Origin of the sequence: Cypionkella sp., from assembly GCF_028290025.1 — a bacterium.
Taxonomy (GTDB): domain Bacteria; phylum Pseudomonadota; class Alphaproteobacteria; order Rhodobacterales; family Rhodobacteraceae; genus Cypionkella.
Window position 1 is genome coordinate 1 of sequence record NZ_JAQGKQ010000078.1, and the last position, 22,638, is coordinate 22,638.

The following is a 22,638-nucleotide window of genomic DNA, read 5'->3' on the forward strand; positions in this document are numbered from 1 at the left end:
TTTTCTGGTCGCTCTGGGAACGCGCGGAATGTTGGAGGATCTTGGTCACAACGTAACCTCTGTAAATTCTGGCCGCGACGGGCTAAAAGCCTTAGCCGACGATGAGGCGATCGACGTTTTGATTACAGATTACGCTATGCCCAAAATGACCGGTATCGAGTTGGCACGTCAGGCGCGGATCATCCGCCCGAGGCTGCCCATCCTGTTGGCAACAGGCTATGCAGACATGCCGGAGGGCAGCGCCGACTGTATTGACGCCATGCTCGAAAAACCATTTTCTGAGGCGTCTCTCGCGGCGGCTCTGCGTGGACTGGTGCGCTAAGTTACCGCCCGAACCGCACTTCCGCGTATCTTGGCGCTCTGGGGGAACTGACAGGCGAAATTGGTGTTCTGCTTACTGCGCGCAACGGTTCGCATAATGGCAGGAGGCACGACTTGGCACCGAGGGCAATCTGGAAAGGCACATTGCGGATCGGTGAAGTGAACTGCGCCATCGCGCTTTACACCGCGGCCTCGACGGCCGAACGCGTCGCCTTCCATACGATCAATCGCGCCACGGGCAACCGTGTCCGCCGCGAGTTTGTCGATAGCGAGACCGGAAAACCGGTGGCTTCTGACGAACAAGTCAAGGGTTATGAGCTGAGTGCCGGCGATCATGTGATACTAGACCCCAAGGAGATTGCAGCTGCTATTCCTGAAAGCGACAAAGTCCTAAGCGTGTCCGCGTTCGTTAAATCCTCGGATATTGACGATATCTATTTCGACAAACCTTACTATCTCGCCCCAGCAGACCGACCTTCACAAGAAGCTTTTGCTCTTATCCGAGAAGGTCTAGAAAAAAAGGGCGTCGCAGCCATCGCACAAGCGGTTCTGTTTCGTCGAATGCGAAGTGTATTGGTTCGGGCGCATGGGCGAGGGTTGATCGGCACAACGTTGAACTTTGACTACGAGGTGCGCTCGGCGGCTGAGGCTTTCAGGGATATACCGGATACCCCAATTGAAGGCGAAATGCTGGACTTGGCCAAACATATCATTGAGACAAAGCGCGGCGAATTTGACGTTTCATCTTTTGATGATCGCTACGAGTTAGCCCTCGCGGATCTCGTAAAATCGAAACTTGAGGGCCGCAAAATATCGCCGCCTCCGAAAGTGAAGCAGGACAAAGTGGTTGATCTGCTCGCTGCATTGCGAGAAAGCGCAAAACTCAGCGAACCAAAGCCAAAATCTGCACGAGGCAAGACCGCGGCACCGAAAAAAACCACGACTCCCAAGCGAAAATCGGCCTGATAATGGCGCTTGAAACCTACCGCCAGAAGCGCAACTTCAACGAGACGTCCGAGCCCAAGGGTCGGCAGTCGCGCAAACGCGGCAGCAGTTTTGTTATCCAGAAACATGACGCCACGCGGCTTCATTACGACTTTCGGTTAGAAATCAACGGCGTTTTCAAAAGCTGGGCGGTGACACGCGGCCCAAGTTTGAACACTGGCGAAAAACGCCTCGCTGTTCACGTCGAGGATCACCCGCTGGAATACGGCGACTTTGAAGGCACCATACCGAAGGGCGAATATGGCGGCGGGACGGTAATCGTCTGGGATCGCGGTGCCTGGATTCCGATCGGTGATGCCGACAAGGGCTACGCCAAGGGCCATATGGAGTTTGAGCTTGTGGGTGAAAAGCTCCAAGGCAGATGGCATCTGGTGCGCATTCAAGGCAAGCCCGGAGAAAAGCGTGAAAATTGGCTGCTTATAAAAGCCGACGATGAATTCGCGCGGCCCGCAGGTGCTGAAGATATACTAGAGGAACGTCCGGAATCCGTAAAAACCGGACGCGATTTGCGCGAGGTTGCCAGTGAAGCACCCGGTTGGTCATCAAAAACTGGTCGCATTCCGAAACGCAAAACAGCAAAACCGAAGGCAGTAGTGATCGAGGAAACCGAAGCCGCTTCGGTTGATCTTACGACACTCAAAGCCGTCAAGAAGCAACGCCTGCCAGAGTTCGTCGAGCCTATGCTGGCGACTCTCGCCCCTGCCGCTCCGGCTGGGGAGCGATGGCTGCATGAGATAAAATTTGATGGATATCGCCTGCAAGCCCGGATCGAGGCTGGTCGGGTAAAACTGTTGACGCGCAGCGGCCTCGACTGGACAGCGAAGTTCGGCAAAGAAGTTATTGCCGCGCTCCGAGATTTGCCCGTTGGAACGGCTATTCTTGACGGCGAGCTGGTGGTCGAAACCGATACCGGTGCGTCAGACTTTTCGGCTTTGCAGGCCGATCTCAGCGAGGGGCGTTCGGATCGTTTTAGCTTCTATGCCTTCGATCTTCTTCATCTAGACGGCTATGACCTGCGCGCCTCTCCACTTATAGAACGCAAAGCCTTGCTAGAACAATTGGTTGCCGAGGCAGGAGCCCACATTCACTACAGCGGCCACTTTGTTGAAAGCGGCGCAATGGTATTGCGTCATGCCTGTAGGTTAAGCTTAGAAGGCATTGTCTCTAAGCTCAGCGACGCGCCCTATCGCAGCGGACGCAACAAGTCTTGGATCAAGTCCAAATGTTCGGCTCGTCAAGAATTTGTTGTCGCGGGCTACGTGCCATCGACAACTTCTCGCAGCGCTATAGGCTCGCTTGTGATGGGTGTGTACGAGGGCGGCGCGCTGCAGCATGTCGGTCGCGTAGGTACCGGATTCACCGCCTCCGTGGCGCAAGACTTATTCAACAAACTAGAACGATTGCGCGAAGCCGCCAGCCCGTTTGCCGAACCCTTAACTGCCGATCAATCGCGGCAAGTGCGCTTTGTTCGGCCAGAACTGGTCGCCGAAGTTGAGTTTCGCGCGTGGACGGCCGACGGCCATTTGCGCCACGCCTCATTTCGGGGTCTGCGAGAAGACAAGCCGGCGGGTGAAATCGTTAGGGAAGCTCCGAAAACCAAAATGAAAACGCCCGCCCTACAGAAACGCACGGTCAAGCTAACGCACGGCGACCGGGTGTATTGGCCTGACTCTGGCGTGACCAAAGAAGGTCTAGCCGATTATTACGCAGAAGTATGGCGCCATATCGCGCCATACATCGTCCATCGCCCTCTCTCGCTGCTGCGCTGTCCTAGTGGCATTACCGGAGAACAGTTTTTCCAAAAGCACGCGTGGAAAGGCATCAATTCGGAAGTCGTGCTGGTGCAAGATCCGAAATCGGCTTCGGAACCGCTAATAACGATTGAAAGTTTGGACGGCCTGATCGGGCTGGTGCAATCGGCCACGCTCGAAATTCACCCTTGGGGCTCAACGATTGCGGACTGGGAGCGCCCGGATATGATCGTGATGGATCTGGACCCCGGCGAAGGCGTCACGTGGGACCAGATTATTGAAGCTGCGCAAGAAGTTCGCCAGCGTTTAAACGACGCGGGACTTGCCGCATTCGTAAAAACTTCCGGGGGCAAGGGCTTGCATGTAGTGGCTCCGTTGAAACCCCATGCGGAATGGCCCGCGATCAAAGATTTTACCAAAGCTTTCGCAGATTCCATGGCAGCCGACGCACCAGATCGTTTCGTCTCGACCATTACCAAATCGAAGCGGCAGGGTAAAATTCTCGTCGATTACCTGCGAAATCAACGCGGCCAAACTGCGGTAGCAGCCTATTCGACCCGCGCTCGCCCGGGCGCTGCGGTTTCCACGCCGCTGACATGGGATGAGCTTGGTCCAGCTATTGGGCCCGCATATTTCACCGTAGAAACGCTGCCCACTCGCCTAACGTCGCTTTCGGCTGATCCATGGGAAGGTTTCAGGGCAGCAGCCGTGCCCCTCAAAATCCGCAAACCTGTGCGCCGCAAATAGCTGACAGCTATTTTTTGCTACCCTTGGCCTCGGCCTCAATGCTGCGCTTCAGCGCATCCATAATATTGACCACATTGCTGGGCTTCTCTGCGGCGGCGACCTTTGCCTTCGCAGGCTTTTTCCTGCCCTTTTTCTTAGCGGCAATGATATCAAGCAGCTTATCCTGAACCGGATCATGTGCCATCTCGGGTGACCACGACTGGGTGCGGTCTTCAATCAGCTTAGTGACCAAATTCATTAACCCCGCGTCCACAGTTTCCTTGCCAATTTGCCCGAAATAATCCACTTCATTGCGGACTTCGTCGCCGTAACGCAGCGTCCAGAGCACAATGCCCCTATCACGGGGTTCCAGCATGACCGCACGTTCGCGGCGGTATAAAACCACACGCGAAATGCCGACCGTGCCCGTCGCAGCCATAGCTTGCCGGATTACCGAAAAGGCTTCCTCGCCAACCTTGTCATTGGGCACAAGATAGTGCGGGGTATCGTACCACAGCCAACCAATGCTTTCTGCGGGCACGAACACATTAATATCAATGGTCCGCGCACTTTCCAGCGCAATGCTCTCAAGCTCGTCGTCCTCCAGCAGAACGTAATCATTTCCGCCGCGGGGGTAACCCTTGACCTCGTCGTCTTCATTGACCGGTTTGCCGCTCACTGCATCAACATAGCGGCTGACGACGCGGTTACCGGTCTTTGCGTTCAGCGTGTGGAAGCGCACCTTTTCATTCTCGCTGGTCGCGGGCAGCATCGCAACGGGGCACGTGACCAGCGAAAGCTTCAGATAGCCCTTCCAAAATGAGCGCGGCGCCATAACGTCTCCCCCTACCGCTAATGCGCGGCGCTTAGTTAACCTGCCGTTTGCGGTTCAGTCTCGACAATCAAAGCGGAGGCGCAGAAAATGCCGGCATCTCGCCGCCATTTCGTAGAAACTTATCTGCACAGTCCAGCGCTTCGCGAATGGTCACGTCCATATCCAGATATCTATATGTGCCCAATCGGCCGACAAACGTCACGCCCGCCTCAGCTTGCGCCCTGTCCACATATTCTCGCAGCAAGGCGCGCTCTTCGACCTGCCGGATCGGATAGTACGGGATATCGCCCGGACCACACGCGCGGCTATACTCGCGGTATAGCACAGACCCTTCGTGCTCTTCCCACGGCGCGAAATGCTTGTGCTCGGTTATGCGCGTAAACGGCACATGCGCCTCGCCATAATTCATCACCGCGCATCCCTGCCAGTCACCGTTATGGGTAAAGCGTTCAAAATCGAGCGTACGATAACCCAGACGACCGAGGTCGTAACCAAACCAGCCGTCAATTGGACCAGAGTAAAACACGTGATCAACGTCGTTAACATCTGTCCGGTCAAAACAAGTATTCAGCTCCACATGGATGTTTTCGTGGTCAAGGATGCGCTCGACAATCTCAGTGTAGCCGTTTTCTGGCATGCCCTGAAATTTGTGAAAAAAGTAATTATCGTCATAATTGAAACGTATTGGAAGGCGCTTCAAAATGCTTGCAGGTAGTGCTTGCGGCGAACAGCCCCACTGTTTTTGAGTATATCCTTTGAAAAACGCCTCATACAAATCTGGCCCGACAAACCGAAGTGCCTGCTCTTCAAAAGTTTGCGGATTAGTTATTGAGGTATCCGCCTGAGCCTCAAGAAAAGCCTTAGCTTCGGTCGGGCGCATCGTCTTGCCATAAAACTGGTTGATGGTGTGAAGATTTACAGGCAACGAGTAGACGGCATCGCCAGAGGTGATCTTTACCCTGTTCAAATAGGGTCGGAAATTGCCGAATTTATTGACATAATTCCAAACCTCGGCGTCATCGGTATGAAAAATATGCGGGCCGTAAACATGGACCATCACACCCGTCTCAGGGTCACGCTGCGTATAGCAATTGCCAGCCACATGCGAGCGTTGCTCGACAATGTGCACCGTCATTCCTTGCTCGGCCAAGCGGCGGCCAATCACCGCACCTGACAGCCCAGCCCCCACGATCATGATCGTATCCGACACTTCATTCTCCGATTTGCGAAACACCTACGATGTTAATTTTTGAGGCAGATGCGCAAAATCCATGCCTCGCTCAGCAGGAGAAACGACTTTCGAGGATATTAGTTCCCCGGCGATTTGCGGGAGCATTGCGGGAACCTTCTGCGCGTCCCGGTGTTGAAACGGACCAGTCCGGCAGACTGCCAATGCTGGAATTCCACTTGCTTACGAGAGAAAACATGCGTTCCGCCGTCGTAGCGATCCCAGATTTCTGTGCCCACATGCTGCCCGAGCCAAGCAGCTGGGGCACCTTGGGCGTAAAAGAACGTATACTCAAAGCCTGCGCTTCCAGAAATAAGATCTTTAACTCCATTTATGCACTGGCTCTGCGCATCCCTTTGCAAATCAATCGTTGCTTCGAGAATTTTCTGGCGGCGTCCGAATGGCAATTGCAGCGCATTGCAGCGCGTCACCCAGACGCGCTCTGCGAAACAATGCCGAACGAACCAAGGTTTGCATCGGATCAAGCGTTTTTTCCGACGGGTGCTGCAAAAGCCTATTATGTGGTGCATGTCGCTGACACCCTTCCCTTTAAGCGTCACGACATTCTGTTGGACGCTTTGGCAAAGCTGCCCCGGCGACGTGCCCTGCGCGTTGTAGGTTCTGGTCACCTTACCGAAAACCTCAAAGCAGAGGTAGAACGCAGCGGCTTGTCCGCCGATTTGGTCTTCAATAGCACGGAAGCTACGATTAATGATCTGATCAACCGCGCGCGAATTAGCGTCGCGTGCAATGTCGAAGATAGCGCCCCGGCGACATTGGCGAAATACACGATGGCCGGTCTTCCGGTGTCGGCTAATGCTGCCTTGGTTTGCGGCAGGCAGCACATTCGGCCAACCGGCTTGACTGCAACCGATGCCGATTTCGACTCACCGATGGGTCGTTTGATCGACACCGCACATAATTACTCCCCCCGCCCCGTAGTTCAGCGCCTCTGGACATGGCCGCATTCGGTAAAACGTTTGGGTGCCCTGATAGAGAGCGCGCGGCAAAGCAAAAAGAAAGTAAGCGCATGAACGTTCAGACCTCCTATTCCGTTGCTCGGACCCCTGTCGACACCCCAGCCCCGCTGATTTGTTTCTCGCACTTGCGTTGGGATTTTGTCATTCAGCGCCCTCAGCATCTTATGCGTCGCTTCGCCAAAACTCGGCCCGTGTGGTTTTGGGAAGAAATGATTCCGACTGATCATAGTCTTCCTTATCTGGAATTTCACGCCTTCCAAGGCACCAGTGTTCAAGCGATCCGCCCACGTGTGCCCCACCATTTTTCGCCTGCCGAGGTTGATCGCGCGTTGGCGGGTCTGCTGGATCAGTTGCTCATCATCACCGGAGCCCGGCTGCCCGTTCTATGGTTCTACACGCCGCAGATGTGGTCGTTTGCCCGCCACGTTGCTGCTTCCGCAGTCGTCTATGATTGCATGGATGAGTTATCCTCGTTCCGCTTCGCGCCGGCGGACCTGCGCGCCAACGAAAGGGCGCTAATGGCTGCAGCTGACGTAGTGTTCACTGGTGGTTACAGCTTGTATGAGGCCAAGCGCGACCAACACCACAACATTCATCCCTTCCCTTCCAGCGTTGATGCTGCGCATTTTGCTGCTGCGCGAAAAGCCGTAGCCGACCCTGCCGATCAGGCTCCGATTTCCGGCCCCCGGCTTGGATACTATGGCGTGATTGACGAACGACTGGATTTTGATCTGCTCGCTGCCACGGCAAAGGCCCGGCCAGATTGGCAGATTGTGATGGTCGGCCCGGTTTCCAAAGTTGATCCCGCAACGCTGCCGCAAGCGCCAAATCTTCATTGGCTCGGGCAAAAGTCATATGACCAGCTTCCTGCCTATTTGGCGGGTTGGGACGTGGCGTTGATGCCTTTCGCAATAAACGAAGCAACGCGTCACATCAGCCCTACCAAAACGTTGGAATACCTAGCAAGCGGTCGTCAAGTCGTCTCAACTCCTGTACGTGACGTGGTGCGCCATTACTCAGACGTACAGGCCCTGCGTATCGCCGAAGACGCGGCCGGCTTCATCGCAGCGTGCGACTATCTGTTGGCTCAGCGAGACGCCCATGCAAAATGGCTGCCACAAGTCGATCGCCTCCTCACCAGCTATAGCTGGGATGCGACTTTCCGCAAAATGGACGATCTGATCACCGAAGCTGTTGCCGAGCGTTCGCTTCCCCAAGCCACATTCGACCGGGTCGATGCCTAAACAGATGCGAGCGTTCAAAGTCTTTTCACGGATTGACGGCGGCACCGTCCCATCTCTGATGGGGCGGGAGGTGTTTGGTGCAAAGAAGGCGGTTGGCATCGCAGTGGCAGCGCCGCCATCACCAGTGCGGCGCAAGCCGGGGCGACCGATCCCGCATTTAAACTCTGGCGGCGACTGTCGACGAGGCAAGTTTCACTGCAGGCGGGCGCAAGACGCTGCCGTGGTGTGCAAGCATAGGATCGCCCATGTTGTGCCATAAGGTGACGCCGCTGCGCCTCCTGCGTCATCCACAGTACAATCACCTAAGTTTTTTCAGAGCGTACCGGAGCATTCATGATGGACGGTGACCGTTCCCTTACCCCACGAGAACAGGAAGAAGCGGCTGCAGTCGCAAGGCTGGCATCTGGGCGAATCCCTCAGCCTCATCCAGACGCAGCCAAAATGCGCATCCTATGGATATTTGCTTCATTGGGAGCGGGAGGCGAAGAAACCGAGGTGCGTCTGCTGGCCAAAAGCCTAGATCCGGCCAAATACCTTGTTGAGGTTATTCAGTGCTTTCAAAAGGATAGCGCGCCTGATCTAAGCCATGACAAATTGCGCGCCTTGGGCGTCCACGTCGACACAACGGCGTTTAGCCTTGGTTTTGAAGATACCGTCGCCTATCTGCGCCGCCGCGTCATCGGCGCGGACATTGTAATTTCCTCGCAAGACGTCGCCGATATCTACCCCGCGTTTGAGGGACTTGCCGTACACCCGCCGCTGATTGAACGCGGTGAGCACGTGGCAGAAGCACTGGCAGGCCCCAAGCATTTCACAACGCGCTATGTTGGAACCTGCGACAGTATCCGAGCCGCGGCGGCTGGCCGAATGTCTGTTCGACCGCATCACGCGCTGGAAATTCCGTCTATGGTGGATCTGAGCGAGTTCGATTCTGCGATGCGTCTGCCAGTGCGACGCAGTCTTGGCATAGCGGCAGACCAAATACTGATTGGCTGGGTCGTGCGGCTAGACCGCAAAAAGCGCCTTGAAGATTTCATACGTGCAGCGGCGGAAATTGCTCGCACCGAACCGCGTGCACGTTTTGTAGTTGTTGGCGGCCCGGACGCCTCCATGCCGGAGTACGAGGCTGAGTTGCATGCGCTCGCAAGAACTTTGGGGTTGGACGCCTGCCTGACCTTTACCGGGGACCGCGCCGATGTGCCCGCGCTTTTGTCAGCAATGGACGTGTTCTGCTGGCTTTCTAATGACGAAGCTATGCCGCGTGTGATCCTAGAGGCAGGGGCAGCGAGCCTTGCCGTAATAGCCACCCGCAACGATGGCACCTTGCAACAGAATGGCGATGACGAAACCGGCATCGTTGTGCCCTGTCAGGATCCGTCGGCCGTCGCCGCTGCCATCCGTCGCCTTATCGCCGATCCAGACTTGCGGCTCCGGCTCGGCATCGGTTTGCGCGAGCACATTCGCGCGAACTTTTCTGTGGAGGTCGTCGTGCCGCAATGGCGGCGCCTTTTCTCACAGGTTTTGGCTGAACGCGCGCCTGCTCCCACCGACTCGATTTTCAATAGCTTTGTGCTCGGCGGTTGGGAGAGTTCTACTCATCGACTGCGCAACGGCACCCGCCTTGACGTGTTGGCTTCAACCGCACATGACGCACATGCCGAGGCTGATTATCTTCAACTCGCGGGGCTTGGCATCCGGGCCTGCCGGGATGCTTTGCGCTGGCATCTGATCGAGCCGACGCCGAACAGCTACGACTTTAACTCTTTCACACCGATGCTGGATGCGGCGACGCGCACCGGAACCCAAGTAATTTGGGATTTGATGCATTACGGATGGCCGGATGGGCTGGACATCTGGTCCGCCGGTTTTGTCAACCGCTTTGCGGCTTTCGCTCGGGCCTGCGCCCTTCATCACCGCGAGCGCAGCGATGCCGTGCCGTTCTGGTGCCCGGTCAACGAAATCAGCTTTTTTTCGTGGGCGGGTGGAGATGCGCGTTACCTTAATCCCTTCGCGGCGGGCCGCGGCTACGAGCTGAAAGTCCAACTTGCCCGTGCGGCGATCGCAGCGACTAGCGAACTTCGCGACGTCGATCCGCGCGCCCGTTTCGTCCATGCCGAACCGCTGATCGCCGTTCACCACAGCCCCCACACCGGACGCCCACGGTGGGAGGCCGACGGCTGGCACGACGCGCAATTCCAAGCCTTTGACCTGATTTCAGGACGCACTTGGCCGCAAATCGGGGGCGATCCGAGCTTTCTCGACATTGTGGGGGTGAACTATTACTTCAACAACCAGTGGATACACGCTGGCCCTCCCATCGACGTTGACGACAAATCTTATGCACCGCTGTCCGATCTGCTGTTTCAGGTAGCCGCCCGCTATAATCGGCCAATTCTGATTGCCGAAACCGGGATAGAGGGCGACCGCCGTGCCGCGTGGTTCAACTATATCGCTGACGAAACTGCACGCGCCCGGCTGCGCGGGGTCCAAGTCGAAGGCATCTGCCTTTATCCGATCGCCAACCATCTCGGCTGGGACGACGCTAGACTATGCCACAATGGCCTGCTCGGCCATGAGGTGATCAACGGTCACAGAACTGTTCACACGCCACTTGCTGACGCGGTCAGCCGTTTTTCTCTGCCAGCGGGGCTGGTTAAACGAAGTGCATAACTTCGGTCCGCTGATTTTTGTTACAATTCTCCTGTTGGCTGTGCCCGTCGGTGCAACTACAATGTCGTTGCAAATGCGAGGAGCATCGACGTGGCCAAATCCAAAGAAAAAGAAAAGAAAAGCAGTCAGCTGGTTCTTCGCATTGAGAAGCAGGAGAAAGACCGCTTCATTGCGGCTTGCGAGGCAATAGACAGCTCGGCGGGTCGAGAAATCCGTCGCTTCATGCGCGAGTTTGTGGCGGCCCAGTCTGCGGCTCAACCAGATATTAAATCGCCAGAGGCCGCCGTAGCGCCGGCAGAGCCCGAAGTTGCCGCGACAGCAGAGACTGCCGCAGCTCCAGCCCATCAGCCTGAAACTGCAGAGGCTGCAGCGGCTGCAAAACCAAAACCTGCCAAGAAAACCAAAAAATAAATCACGCGTCTCAGTCAGGCTATCGCAAAACATTAACAGCGGCCATCCGACCGACGGCCAAGCCAATAGCACCAACTAAAAACCCCGGACACTCAGTCCGGGGTTTTCCATTTTCACATACTCGGTTCACTCATTAAAATCCAAACACTCGCAGCTTACTTGACCGCGCCAATCGACCAGAACAGCGTCTCGCCCGAGCTATCGTCAACCCCGTCATTGTCGGTAACCACCCAGCCGATACCGCCTGCGTCAATCGCAAAGCCTTCGACCTTATCCATCGCATAGCCGTGCAGCGCGCCAAGGTCGGGCAGCAGATCATGCACCAACTCTTTCGTCACCACCGGCAACGCACCACCCAATTCAGCAGCTTTCAGATCAGCCAGCGCCACTTTGTACAGCTTCTTCGTCACCGCAGCCGAGGCAATCTGGTTATCCCGCTCAACGATATAAGCGAAATCGCCGTTGATGGTGATCTCCGAAAGCCCCATCCAAGCACCCTCAGCAGGCGCATCCAGCGGGTAACGCACCGCACCCCAAGTCTTTTCCTTGGTGTCATAAGCCAGCAGCTTGACCATGCCTTTCGGGTCATCCTGCCACTCGCGCTGGATCGCCAGCCACAAAGTATCGGCAGAAACCGCAACACCTTCAAAGCCATAGCGGATCTCATTGTCGAGCAAAGCCTCTGGCAGAGCGATCTGCTCAATGATCTTGCCTTCCGCATCCACATGATAAATCGCATGGGGCACCAGCTTGTCGGAGCGGCCTTCACTCGCCAGCCAGAAGCCACCCTCGCCATCGACCGCAATGCCCTCGATATCCAGCAACTGCGCCGCATCGCCACCACGGGTCACTTCGATCGCCGAGACGATCTTCGCCGGGGTTTGCGTCGCATCAATGGTGTAAATCCGTGGCATCGCGCCATAAACGCTGTCCGAAACCGCATACAACTTGCCCGCTTCGGTCGGATCAGCCGCTAGACCCGAAAGCGCACCCCAGCCGATCAGCGGATCGCTACCAGCACTGGTCAGCATCGGATAAGCCGCCACACCTTCGGCCAATTCATAGACCATCACATGCGCCGGGGCCAAACCATCCTCGCGCAGATCGACCTCGTTTGCGGTGGCAAACAGGTTGCGCTGCGGGATAGACACTAGACCTTCAGGGCTGATCCCCGATGGCAACAACTGTTTCAGCACCGGGTTGGCAACGTCGGTCAGATCATAGACGCCAACAACCGAGGCGCGTTCAGACGCGACAAACAGCATCCGCTTGTCGCCATAGGTAGCGACTTCCACCGACTCAAGCTCCACGTCCTTTTTGTTGCGCTGATCGGGGTAGTGCCCAATCGCCGCAATCGCCCGCTCAAGGCTGGCACCGGATTCGTAAACCACTGTGCCGTCTTTCTTCCAGATGGTGAAAGACCGTGAACCGCCGTCCAGATCACCCTCATTCGCGGTGACGAAATGCTCGCCGTCGATCCATTTCACCGCGTCAGGCTCGCGCAGCACGCCTTCTTTCGACGAGGTAAAGTCCAGCTTGCCGTCTTTTTTGGTGTCGATGCCTTCCAGATCGACAGTGCCAGCCGAGAAATGCGTGGCAACCTTACCATCAGCACCAATCACCACAATCTCGTTGTTTTCCTGCAAAGTAACAACGATTTCGCCCGCTTCGTTGATTGAGACAAACTCGGGCTCCGGGTCGTCACCCGCGATAGCAGCCAACCCAACCATGTCGATCTTCTGCAACCCAGCGCAATCAACCGCGCCATCTTTCAGCGGCAGCTTAACCATGAACCCCGCAGGCATCTGCGGCATAGCGCCTTCATTAACTTCTTCGTCACGCTCATTCTCAATCGCGATGGCAAGGAAGCTGCCATCCTTGGCCTTCGCCACCGAATCCGGCTGGCCGCCCAAATCACACTCCGCGACAACCTTGCCCGTGGCGATATCCAACGTCACCAGCTTGCCCGACGGATTGGCCTTGCTCTCGCTGGTGTTCACGCCCGCGAAAGCCAAATCGCCGATCACCACCGTGGTCGTAGGCTCGCCACCAACATCAACATTGCCCAACGGCTTCGGAGCCTTGGCGTCGGTGATATCGACAAACCCGATCACGCCCAAGGGGCTGTCCGAATAAACCAGCGTATTACCGTCTTCGGTAACGGTAATAATCTCGGCGCTGGACGCACGCGCACGATCTTCACCTTCGGCCATATTGTCAGGGGTGGCGAACGAGGCGATGCGGTTGAAAACCATCTCGGCGCTCGCTGGCATGGCAGAAGCCAAAGCAAGGGTCGAGGTTAAGCAAAGGCGGCGAAGCGTCATATGTGCAGTCCCGTAATGTTATGATGCCGCAGGGACTAGGCGGCGCGCATGACGCTCAGACGACACTCATATGACACTTTTGTTGCCGCTAACCGATTAAGCGAAATCCCGCACGATAAGTTTGGGTACCGCCGACCCTCCTCGCGTTTCACCCAACCGTTACGCTCGCGATACACCCGCGTCACGAATCTGCCCTATCAGCCGCTCAACAAGTTTAGGGGCGGCGATGCTGAAGATCGAAAACGTCACGCGAATGTTCGGCAACAAAGCTGCAGTGGACAATGCCAGCTTTGAGATTAAGGGCTCGGCCTTTGTCGGCATTATTGGCCGTTCGGGCGCTGGTAAATCCACCCTGCTGCGCATGATGAACCGCCTGACCGACACCACCTCGGGCCAGATCGTGTTCGAGGGCCGCAATGTCCTGACCCTGCAAGGCTCCGAGAAACGCAAATGGCAAGGCCAATGCGCGATGATCTTCCAACAGTTCAACCTCGTACCCCGCATGGACGTAGCCTCCAACGTGTTGCACGGCCTGCTGAACCAACGCTCCACCCTCGCCACCATGCTCAATCTGTGGTCCGACGCCGACATAACCCGCGCCTTACAAATCCTCGACCGCCTTGGCATTGCCGAGCAAGCCCCCAAACGCGCCGAAGCCCTGTCAGGTGGCCAGCAACAGCGCGTCGCCATCGCCCGCGCCCTGATGCAAGACCCCAAGGTGATCCTCGCCGACGAGCCCATCGCCAGCCTCGATCCGATGAACGCGCAAGTGGTGATGGACACCCTGCGCCGCATCCACGACGAAGACGGCCGCATGGTGATCGCCAACCTCCACACCCTCGACACCGCCCGCCGCTACTGTGACCGCGTGATCGGCATGCGTGATGGCCGCGTGGTGTTCGACGGCACCCCCGCCCAACTCACCACCAGCGTTGCCCGCGATATCTACGGCGCTGACGCCAGTTTCAACGAATCCGCCACATCCACCTCCATCACCAGCCCGCATGACGACGCCTATGCCGAGTCGATGCTCGCCTAATCGCGCCTTTACCCAAAGCCCCAACGGGCCCAATCTGGAGACGACCATGAAAAAGCTGCTCGCCGTTCTGGCTGCCACCACCTGCATCACCGCCGCCCATGCGCAGGATATGAAAGAATTCAACATCGGCATCATCGGCGGCGAAAACGCCCAAGACCGCATGACCTCGAACGAATGCTACCGCGCCGCGATTGAGAAAGAGCTGGGTGTTCCGGTCAAACTGTTCACTCCGGCGGATTACGACGGTGTTATCCAAGGATTACTGGGCGGCACCCTCGACATGGCATGGCTCGGCGCGTCCGCCTATGCCAAGATCTACCTGACCGACCCCAAAGCCGTCACGGTTGAACTTACCAAGCAAAACCTCGACGACTCGACGGGCTACTACTCCATCGCCTTCGCCCGCGCTGACTCGGGCATCAAAACGGTTGAGGACGCCAAAGGCAAAAAATTCGCCTTCGGTGAGCCGAACTCGACCTCGGGCTACCTCGTCCCTGCGGCTGAGATGATCGCAGCCTACGGCCCGCTCGACAAATTCTTCAGCGAAGTGAAATTCTCCGGCGGACATGAGCAAACCATCGTCGGCGTCGCGAATGGCGATTTCGACGCAGGCGTGTCTTGGGCGGACGGTATCGGCAACTGGGAAGACGGCTATAACTCCGGCGCTTTCCGCAAAGCCGCTGATGCTGGCTTGGTTGACATGAACAACCTCGTGGAAATCTGGCGCTCCAAACTGATCCCGGAAGGCCCAATGGTTGTGCGCGCAGCACTTCCAGATGATGTGAAGGCTAAGGTCACCAAACTCACCGCCGATCTGTGGGAAACCGACAAGGCTTGCGCTTACGGCGTGGCTTCCGGCGATGCGAAAGACTTCGTCCCCGCCACCCACGACATGTATCTCGGTATTGTAGAAGCCCGCAAACTTTCGGGCGAATAATTTCAGAACCAGTCGCCGGGTCCGCGCAAGCGGGCCCGGTTTTTCCTATATCAAGGCGGCGCATCATGGTTGATATCACCTTCGGCCCCCCTCCCGGCCCGCGCCCCGACCTTAATAATCCCACCGAAGCCTATATTCACCAAACTCGCCGCAAACGGCTTTACGGCTTTATACTGCTGCTGTTTTTCGTAGCCCTGATGGCCTCCGGCTTTCATACCGCCCAAGATCGCAACGCCGGGGATTTCCTGTCTGGCCTGCATCAACTCGGTGATTTCCCGGCCGAAGTGCTATCCGAGGCTTGGACAAACCGCGCCAACCTCCCCGCTTTGCTGCTGCACTACCTACCCTCGCTGCTGGAAACCCTCAATATTGCCGGGGCTGCCACATTGCTCGGCGGCCTGCTCGGCGGTTTCCTCGCCCTCGGCTCCACCCGCCACCTCGCGCGATTTCCTACACTGACGCCGCTGTTCCGCCGCATCGCCGATATCATGCGCGCCATCCCCGAAATCGTCATCGCGCTGATGCTGATCTTCATCTTGGGTGGCGGCCCGATCCCCGCCGTTCTAGCCATCGCCTTCCACACCGCAGGCGCGCTCGGCAAGTTGTTCTCGGAATCCGCCGAAAACGCTGATCTCAAACCACTCGAAGGGCTCGCCTCTACCGGAGCGAGCTGGGGCCAGCAAATCTGGCTCGGCATCATCCCGCAAGTAGCCCCCAACTGGCTCGGCTACGCCCTGCTGCGCTTTGAAATAAATGTCCGCGCCAGCGCCATCTTGGGCTTCGTAGGCTCGGGCGGCATTGGCTACGACCTCAAACTCGCGATGCAGTGGGGCGGCGGCAAATATGATCAGGTCGTCGCAATTTTCGCCCTTCTGTTCTTTGCCATCATGGCCATCGACCAGCTTTCCAGCATGGCGCGCAATCGTCTGGTAAAGGTGCACTGATATGACCGACGCCACATATCTGGCGGTTCAACGCCAGTTCAAATCTCGCCGCCTCACTGCCTTCGCGGTGCCGCTGCTGATCATCCTGTATCTAACCTACCTGTTCGTCAGCTTTGACATTCCCGGCCTCGCGGCCCGTGCCCGACTGGACAATGCTGGCATCATGCTTGCCGATTTTTGGAGCCATAAGACCCATGTCACCCGCAACAACGCCACTGGCAATCTGACCGTAGCGATAGAAGGCGAGTCCAAAGGCACCTACGCCCCGAGCCAATACCCCGATTGGGTGCAAACCAACGGTGCAACCACCACGATTGATCTTGGTAGTGGCAACCTGATCACCTACGACGCCAAAGGCGCGCGCTACATTGTCCCCGGCTACGGCACCATCGACATTAAACCCCAAGGCGAAAAGCTGGTCCTCACTGCGCCGCAACCGATCCCCACTTGGATCAATGTCGCCGACACCCGCATTTCGGTCACCACCCCAGCAGGCCGCTTCGCCTACTCACGCTCCAAGGTGGAGACCTTCAAATACGAGCCGGGGTGGGAGCTGTTCTTCTTCACCCTCGACAGCCCATTCTACGGCAAAAGCTACGGCCAGTTGACGGCGATGCTGATGGCCGATCGGATTGACCCCGCCCGCAGCAATTTGGGCCTGATGGCGTCAGAGTTCTGGAACAACAAAATGTGGCATCACTCGGTTGTCGCATGGGCGCTGTTTGAAACCGTGCTGATGGCGTTCCTCGGCACAATGGGCGCGGCCCTGATCGCGCTACCCTTGGCATTTCTCGCCGCCAGCAACTTCGCTCCCTTCCGCGCCATTCGCTTCACCTTCCGCCGCCTGTTCGATTTCCTACGCGGCGTAGACGGCCTGATCTGGACCATCATCCTCGCCCGCGCGTTCGGCCCCGGCCCAATGACCGGAGCCTTGGCGATCCTGCTGACCGACACTGGCACTTTCGGCAAAACCTTCTCGGAAACGCTGGAAAACATCGACGAGAAACAGGTCGAAGGCATCCGGTCCACCGGAGCAGGCGCTTTGCAACGTGCCCGCTTCGGAGTGTTTCCGCAAATCGCCCCAGTGTTGCTCAGCCAGATCCTGTATTATCTCGAATCCAACACCCGCAGCGCCACGGTGATCGGTGCCATCGTCGGCGGCGGCATCGGCCTGCTTCTAACCCAAGCCATCATCACCCAAAAAGATTGGGAGGAAGTGGCCTATTACATGATCCTGATCGTGCTGATGGTGATGGCAATGGACACGATTTCCGGCTGGATCAGGCGGCGGTTTATTGGACGCTAATCGCGACGAATGCGCATCTGACGAGACTGCGGTCCTGCGGATGGCCCAACTGCGACGTTTGGCTTCGCACGTAACGGTATCCACCATCGCGCACTCCCCCGTGCTTAAATTGCGCATATCGCGGCCGACCGTGCGCGCAGGCAGTCGCAGGTTAACCAAGCAGAATGATGCTTTCGGCGCGACCACGCATAGCAATCAGCAAATTCGTTCAGTTGTTCTCGCTCATAAGATGCGTCAATCGTTTCATCCCAGGTCGGCATCAGCCCTGGTAGGTCAAACGGTCCGGTTTGCGCCTATCAGAACAGCTTCGAGGCGGTCGGGTGTGGCAGGCCAAGTATTTCGCGCGCTTGCTTCCAGTTGGCGACCGGGCGTTCATATCGTTCGCACAAGGCCACGGCGCGCTTGACCAAGGCAGCGTTGGACGGGGCGAGGCTGTCGCGATCCAGACGGACGTTATCGTCCAGACCTGTCCGGGTGTGGCCGCCTTTCTTGATAGCCCAGTCGTTGATCAGAAATTGTGCCCGACCAATGCCTGCGGCACACCATAGTGCGTCGGGCGAAAGTCGCTTCAATGTCTGGATATAGAAATCGAAAATCTGTTCATCTGCTGGCATAGCATTCCTCACCCCCATCACAAACTGCACATAGAGTGGCCCCTGCAACCGCCCGTCGCGCTGCATGGTCGCGGCCTGCACGATATGGCTTAGATCGAACGCCTCAATCTCGGGCTTAACACCGTATTTCAGCATTTCTGAGGCGAGCCAATCCACCAGATCGGGCGGGTTTTCATATACACGGGTGGGAAAATTGTTCGATCCCACAGACAGCGAGGCCATGTCGGGCCGCAGGGGCAGCATACCGCCCCTTGCTTGACCCGCCCCGCTACGGCCGCCGGTCGAAAGCTGAACAATCATGCCGGGGCAATGGGTTTCCAAGCCTTCCTTCAGGCGCGCAAACCGCTCTGGGTCCGACGTCGGCTTACCGTCATCGTCGCGCACATGGCAATGCGCTATGCTCGCGCCCGCCTCGAAAGCCTCTTGAGTGCTTTCAATTTGCTCCGCGATTGATATTGGCACCGCCGGATTGTTGGCCTTTGTCGGAAGCGATCCGGTGATCGCCACGCATATGATGCAGGGGGTCGCCATGAATTCAACTCAACTTTTCAATGACTTGGTGACTAGCGATGCGCGTATAGGCGGCTGCAATCAGGGGTGCGCACATGTTACTTCTCCGTTGGTCAAAAGCCGGAAGCTGCATTGAGGGCTGCGATCATCAGGGCGGAGTTTTCTGGTTTGGCCTGCAACCGATCGGCTTCGATATCGAGTGCTATTTCGACGACGCGCCGGTTCATCGGGTCATCGCGGCCGTGACATTGCAGGACATCGACCACCAGCCCGTTCACATCGGCAATCTCTGCGCGGCGGCCTTTGCGCCAGTCTTGCAGCGAGCAGGTCAGCGTATCTTCACGGGAAAAGGTCTCCAAAACCTTCTCAAAAATCTGATCGACATAGCGTTCCGGATCATTGCTCATCACCGGCGGCATCCCGATGATCGGCATGATGGTGGCACCATCAGCGAGGGCTGCCTGCATCGCCTCATACCCTGCGGTGCGCATCACATCCAGCATACCCGGCGCGCGGGCGGCGTCGTTCAGGGCGGTGTTGATGATGGCAGAGGGGATCAGTTCCGCGGCGTTGACCACCAGCTTCATCCATTTAGCGGAGTGTATGTCAGCCGTCACCTCAACCGTGCCGGAATGGCGCAGAAGCTCGGCTACAGTTTCAACGCGGTGCTGTTGGGCAGGGTCCAGCGCACCCATGGCGAACCAGCTTTCGTCATGGTCGTTCTGGCGGTTGGTAATGCCCGGGGTCCACATGTTTGAGGCAATTTCGATCACCGCGCCGATGGTGCGGTGGAGTCCGACGATGGCGGCGATATCATCATGCGTCATGCCGTTTTGCAGGCCGATGATGAAGCCATCGGAGGCGAGCACGGGGTTAATCAGCTCGCAAGCCCAGCGGGTGTCGTAGGCTTTTACCACGAGGAACACGAGGTCGAACGGCTGCTTGACCTCTGCCACCTCACACAAATGCAGAGCTGGCACCATCGCGTGAATTTGCCGGGTCGGCAGGTTGACGGTAATGCCGTTGGCGCGAATGGCTTCGACATGGGCGGGCCACTGGTCGATGAAGGTGACGTCTAATCCGGCCAAGGCAAAATCGGTGGCAATCGAAGCGCCTTGCGCTCCGGTTCCCAGAAAAGCGATGCGGGGGGATTTATGAAGCATTGTCGCCGCTCAGGCCGGGTTCAGGACAAAGGTGAAATTCGAACGCCACTCGGTCGCTTGCCCCTTTAGCCGTTCGAAGGGGGCGATGAGCGAGGCTTTCACGCCAAAAACCGCATCCGAGGTCAGGTAATCATCGCCGCCCACGAAGGTATGGGTGACAAGGCGCTGAAATCCGGCGGCGGTGATCAGGTAGTGCATATGGGCCGGGCGAAAAGGATTGCGGCCCAGATGGGCGAGCATCTGGCCCACCGGGCCATCATCAGGAATGGGATAGCTGACCGGTTTTATCCCGACGAAGGCATAGCGCCCGTCCGCCCCGGTCACAAAAACACCGCGGTTGTTGCCCGGTGGCTGGATGCCGGGCTGTTGCACATCGTAAAAGCCGTCGGCATTGTCGGACCAGACGTCGACCGTGGCCCCTGCGATGGGTTGGCCTGAAAGATCGACGACTTCCCCCTCGAACAGACAGGACTCGCCCTTGCCATCAAGGCAGATATTGTCGCCCATCTGGCGCTTCGGGGCGTTGTCGACGTGGAATGGGCCGAACACGGTATTCTCTGTCGCACCTTCGGGTCTGCGGTTGTTGATCGCATCGACCAGCATGGAAACGCCGAGAACATCGGACAGCAGGATGAACTCTTGCCGCTCTGCCGAGCAAATCTGGCCGGTTTTTGTGAGGAAATTTATGGCAAGATTCCACTCGTCCTCGGTCAGGTGAATATCCTTGGCAAACGCGTGCAGGTGCTTGACGAGAGAAGACATGACCTCTGCCAGCCGTGCGTTGGCGCAGGTGGAATGGCGGGCGTTTACAACTTCGACAGAAGTGGCTTCGCTGAAAGTGCCGTGTGAAATCATGGCAATGGCCTTCTTAGGGTTGGGCGGGATCACCCACAAGGGCGCGGGCCAAGAGGGCGGCCAAAGGCTCAGGCTCCACCGCGCGGGGGTTCCAGTAGGGATTGGCGGTGGCTAGATCGAGGGCGCGCGGCAGGTCGGCTTCGGTCAGGCCAAAGGCGGAAAGCCGGGTGGGCGCTCCGATTTGTTGGGCGAAGGCGGTGAGGCCCTCGTACGCTGTCTTTGTGCCAAAAATAGCGGCGACCGGACGCAGCAGATCAGGCACGGCAGCTTCGGTATAGGCAACGGCATGAGGCAGTATCACGGCATGGGTTTCGGCATGCGGCAGGTTAAAGCCGCCGCCGAGTGCGTGGCAAAGTTTGTGATGCAGCGCCATGCCAACCTGACCCAGAACAGTGCCGCACAGCCATGCACCGTAAAGCGCCTCGCCCCAGTCGTGATCCGTCGGCGCGCCGCTGGTAAGCTTTGGCAGGGCCGAGGCGAGGGCTTTGATGCCTTCTATAGCCATCATGCTCGATATCGGATTGCGGTCGCGCGCATACAAACCCTCTACCGCGTGGGCGATGGCGTTCATCCCGCTGGCGACCAACATGTGTGGCGGCAGAGTCCGCACAAGTGCGACGTCATACAGGATCACGGTGGGCCGCACGCGCGGATCGGTTAGCGTGGTTTTTCGTCCGCCGTCGGTCTGGCCAAGAATCGGCGTCGCCTCGGACCCTGCAAACGAGGTGGGAATGACGATCTGCGGCATACCAGTGCGCAGGGCCAAAGCCTTGGACAAACCAGTTGTCGATCCACCGCCAATCGCCACAAGGCAATCAGCTTGCAGGTCTTGGACAACCACCAGCACACGTTCTGTGACTTCAACCGGCGTGTGCATGGTCGCATCAGCGCAATGACCAGCGCCCAGAGTCCCCAAGGCTGCGAGTAAACCCTTTCCCGCTGCGGACTGTTCGGGCGTCGTCAGCACAAGGGCGCGCTTGCGACCAAGCGCCGTGATCTCTGCCGCCACATGATCTTGCGCGTCGGGGCCAAAGACCACGCGTTGCGGCGCAGAGATGTAGGCGAATTCGGGCTGAAACAGCGAGGCGGTCATGAGGATTCCGGGTATGGACGGGGCGGGGCTTCATTGCGGGTGGCGCGGGTTTTGCATCTCTGACGATTATTGTACCAAAGTGAACGAGGCGGAACGTTTTACGCGGATTGCAGATTTCAGGTGCGAACGACGATCTTCAGGTGTTGGCCTGAGGGGTCAAGCAAAGCCTCAAAGCCTTTGGACACAACATCTGCTGCATCAATCCGGGCGGTAATGACCTTTTCGACCGGAAAGCTGCCCGAGGCGATCAGCCTTGCAATGCGGGGCCAGACCTGCACCGGATAGCACCACGTCGCCTCTACCGTGATATCCTTCAGCGCCCACTGCATCGCGTCAATCGAGGCGCGTTTGATGTGGAGACCAACCTGCACGACCTTGCCTGCGCGGCGCACCGCATCGACACAGGCGTTCAGCGAGGCTTCCATACCCACACATTCCAACGCCACATCAACGCCGACACCTTCTTCGGTAAGATCACGCACGACTTCGAGCAGGTTTTGGGTCATAGGGTCCACCCCGACAGCATACGGGGCTATTTCCGTGACGATACGACGTCGGTTCGGGTTGGGTTCTGAGACGATGATGACCGAAGCCCCAGCCGCCTTTGCCGCGAGAATGGTCAGCGCCCCGATCGGCCCAGCGCCAGACACCAGAACCGTCGATCCCGCAGTCACGCCACCAC

At 57.6% G+C, this 22,638-nt stretch carries 19 protein-coding genes; 11 read left to right on the forward strand and 8 right to left on the reverse strand.

From position 1 onward, the window contains the following. The 3 genes from JWS10_RS12620 to ligD form a co-directional block, all read left to right on the forward strand. Nucleotides 1-322: response regulator (locus JWS10_RS12620; RefSeq protein ID WP_299507926.1), on the forward strand; the 322-nt coding region annotated here is incomplete at its 5' end. 113 nt (nt 323-435) lie between these two features. Further along, nucleotides 436-1,287, forward strand: coding sequence for a Ku protein (locus JWS10_RS12625; protein WP_299507928.1), 852 nt, complete (start codon nt 436-438; stop codon nt 1,285-1,287). A gap of 2 nt (nt 1,288-1,289) precedes the next feature. Then, on the forward strand, nt 1,290-3,824 hold the full coding sequence (gene ligD, locus JWS10_RS12630; RefSeq protein ID WP_299507930.1) for a DNA ligase D: 2,535 nt from the start codon (nt 1,290-1,292) through the stop codon (nt 3,822-3,824). A gap of 7 nt (nt 3,825-3,831) precedes the next feature. Here ligD and JWS10_RS12635 read toward each other — a convergent pair whose 3' ends face one another. Then, nucleotides 3,832-4,638, reverse strand: a complete 807-nt coding sequence (locus JWS10_RS12635) for a Ku protein (protein WP_299507932.1) — start codon at nt 4,636-4,638, stop codon at nt 3,832-3,834. A gap of 67 nt (nt 4,639-4,705) precedes the next feature. Further along, nucleotides 4,706-5,833 carry a UDP-galactopyranose mutase gene (gene glf, locus JWS10_RS12640; protein WP_299507959.1) on the reverse strand — a complete coding sequence of 376 codons (1,128 nt, stop codon included), beginning with the start codon at nt 5,831-5,833 and terminating at the stop codon, nt 4,706-4,708. 230 nt (nt 5,834-6,063) lie between these two features. Between glf and JWS10_RS12645 the strand changes: the two genes are divergently transcribed. The 4 genes from JWS10_RS12645 (at nt 6,064) to JWS10_RS12660 (ending at nt 11,171) form a co-directional block, all read left to right on the forward strand. Continuing rightward, nucleotides 6,064-6,900 carry a hypothetical protein gene (locus JWS10_RS12645; RefSeq protein WP_299507934.1) on the forward strand — a complete coding sequence of 279 codons (837 nt, stop codon included), beginning with the start codon at nt 6,064-6,066 and terminating at the stop codon, nt 6,898-6,900. A gap of 155 nt (nt 6,901-7,055) precedes the next feature. Continuing rightward, nucleotides 7,056-8,090: a glycosyltransferase gene (locus tag JWS10_RS12650; protein ID WP_299507936.1), complete on the forward strand. Its 1,035-nt coding sequence runs from the start codon at nt 7,056-7,058 to the stop codon at nt 8,088-8,090. 495 nt (nt 8,091-8,585) lie between these two features. Further along, complete coding sequence (locus JWS10_RS12655) at nt 8,586-10,760, forward strand: glycosyltransferase family 4 protein (protein WP_299507938.1); 2,175 nt, start codon at nt 8,586-8,588, stop codon at nt 10,758-10,760. Between the two features lie 90 nt (nt 10,761-10,850). Beyond that, the gene (locus JWS10_RS12660; protein WP_299507941.1) at nt 10,851-11,171 is read left to right on the forward strand and encodes a hypothetical protein; all 321 of its coding nucleotides are present in this window, start codon (nt 10,851-10,853) and stop codon (nt 11,169-11,171) included. Nucleotides 11,172-11,326: 155 nt separating this feature from the next. On the opposite strand, the gene JWS10_RS12665 is transcribed toward JWS10_RS12660, so the two are convergent. Beyond that, complete coding sequence (locus JWS10_RS12665; protein ID WP_299507943.1) at nt 11,327-13,495, reverse strand: esterase-like activity of phytase family protein; 2,169 nt, start codon at nt 13,493-13,495, stop codon at nt 11,327-11,329. Nucleotides 13,496-13,721: 226 nt separating this feature from the next. Here JWS10_RS12665 and phnC point away from each other — a divergent pair, with 226 nt between their 5' ends. The 4 genes from phnC (at nt 13,722) to phnE (JWS10_RS12685) (ending at nt 17,721) form a co-directional block, all read left to right on the forward strand. Next, nucleotides 13,722-14,534, forward strand: a complete 813-nt coding sequence (phnC, locus tag JWS10_RS12670) for a phosphonate ABC transporter ATP-binding protein (RefSeq protein ID WP_299507945.1) — start codon at nt 13,722-13,724, stop codon at nt 14,532-14,534. 46 nt (nt 14,535-14,580) lie between these two features. Beyond that, complete coding sequence (phnD, locus tag JWS10_RS12675) at nt 14,581-15,471, forward strand: phosphonate ABC transporter substrate-binding protein (RefSeq protein ID WP_299480223.1); 891 nt, start codon at nt 14,581-14,583, stop codon at nt 15,469-15,471. Between the two features lie 65 nt (nt 15,472-15,536). Then, nucleotides 15,537-16,415, forward strand: a complete 879-nt coding sequence (gene phnE / locus JWS10_RS12680; RefSeq protein ID WP_299507947.1) for a phosphonate ABC transporter, permease protein PhnE — start codon at nt 15,537-15,539, stop codon at nt 16,413-16,415. 1 nt (nt 16,416) lies between these two features. Continuing rightward, nucleotides 16,417-17,721: a phosphonate ABC transporter, permease protein PhnE gene (phnE, locus tag JWS10_RS12685; RefSeq protein ID WP_299507949.1), complete on the forward strand. Its 1,305-nt coding sequence runs from the start codon at nt 16,417-16,419 to the stop codon at nt 17,719-17,721. Between the two features lie 296 nt (nt 17,722-18,017). On the opposite strand, the gene JWS10_RS12690 is transcribed toward phnE (JWS10_RS12685), so the two are convergent. From JWS10_RS12690 to JWS10_RS12710, 5 genes are all read right to left on the reverse strand, one after another. Beyond that, a complete protein-coding gene (locus tag JWS10_RS12690) occupies nt 18,018-18,866 on the reverse strand; it encodes a 3-keto-5-aminohexanoate cleavage protein (RefSeq protein WP_299507951.1) in 849 nt (282 codons plus the stop codon). Between the two features lie 92 nt (nt 18,867-18,958). Next, entirely contained in the window at nt 18,959-20,008 is a 1,050-nt protein-coding gene (locus JWS10_RS12695) for a ketopantoate reductase family protein (RefSeq protein ID WP_299507953.1), read from the reverse strand. Between the two features lie 9 nt (nt 20,009-20,017). Beyond that, complete coding sequence (locus tag JWS10_RS12700; protein ID WP_366943540.1) at nt 20,018-20,896, reverse strand: dioxygenase; 879 nt, start codon at nt 20,894-20,896, stop codon at nt 20,018-20,020. After that, nucleotides 20,877-21,956, reverse strand: a complete 1,080-nt coding sequence (locus JWS10_RS12705) for a maleylacetate reductase (RefSeq protein ID WP_299507955.1) — start codon at nt 21,954-21,956, stop codon at nt 20,877-20,879. The genes JWS10_RS12700 and JWS10_RS12705 overlap by 20 nt, the downstream gene beginning before the upstream one ends. Before the next feature lie 116 nt (nt 21,957-22,072). Next, on the reverse strand, nt 22,073-22,638 hold a 566-nt coding region (locus JWS10_RS12710; protein WP_299507957.1), incomplete at its 5' end, for a zinc-binding dehydrogenase.

Bases quoted from the DNA above. Each gene is read 5' to 3' on its own strand.
- ligD (WP_299507930.1), top strand. From the start codon at position 1,290: ATGGCGCTTGAAACCTACCGCCAGAAGCGCAACTTCAACGAGACGTCC.
- JWS10_RS12635 (WP_299507932.1), bottom strand. From the start codon at position 4,638: ATGGCGCCGCGCTCATTTTGGAAGGGCTATCTGAAGCTTTCGCTGGTC.
- glf (WP_299507959.1), bottom strand. From the start codon at position 5,833: ATGATCGTGGGGGCTGGGCTGTCAGGTGCGGTGATTGGCCGCCGCTTG.
- JWS10_RS12645 (WP_299507934.1), top strand. From the start codon at position 6,064: ATGCGTTCCGCCGTCGTAGCGATCCCAGATTTCTGTGCCCACATGCTG.
- JWS10_RS12650 (WP_299507936.1), top strand. From the start codon at position 7,056: ATGATTCCGACTGATCATAGTCTTCCTTATCTGGAATTTCACGCCTTC.
- JWS10_RS12665 (WP_299507943.1), bottom strand. From the start codon at position 13,495: ATGACGCTTCGCCGCCTTTGCTTAACCTCGACCCTTGCTTTGGCTTCT.
- phnC (WP_299507945.1), top strand. From the start codon at position 13,722: ATGCTGAAGATCGAAAACGTCACGCGAATGTTCGGCAACAAAGCTGCA.
- phnD (WP_299480223.1), top strand. From the start codon at position 14,581: ATGAAAAAGCTGCTCGCCGTTCTGGCTGCCACCACCTGCATCACCGCC.
- phnE (WP_299507947.1), top strand. From the start codon at position 15,537: ATGGTTGATATCACCTTCGGCCCCCCTCCCGGCCCGCGCCCCGACCTT.
- phnE (WP_299507949.1), top strand. From the start codon at position 16,417: ATGACCGACGCCACATATCTGGCGGTTCAACGCCAGTTCAAATCTCGC.
- JWS10_RS12690 (WP_299507951.1), bottom strand. From the start codon at position 18,866: ATGGCGACCCCCTGCATCATATGCGTGGCGATCACCGGATCGCTTCCG.
- JWS10_RS12695 (WP_299507953.1), bottom strand. From the start codon at position 20,008: ATGCTTCATAAATCCCCCCGCATCGCTTTTCTGGGAACCGGAGCGCAA.
- JWS10_RS12705 (WP_299507955.1), bottom strand. From the start codon at position 21,956: ATGACCGCCTCGCTGTTTCAGCCCGAATTCGCCTACATCTCTGCGCCG.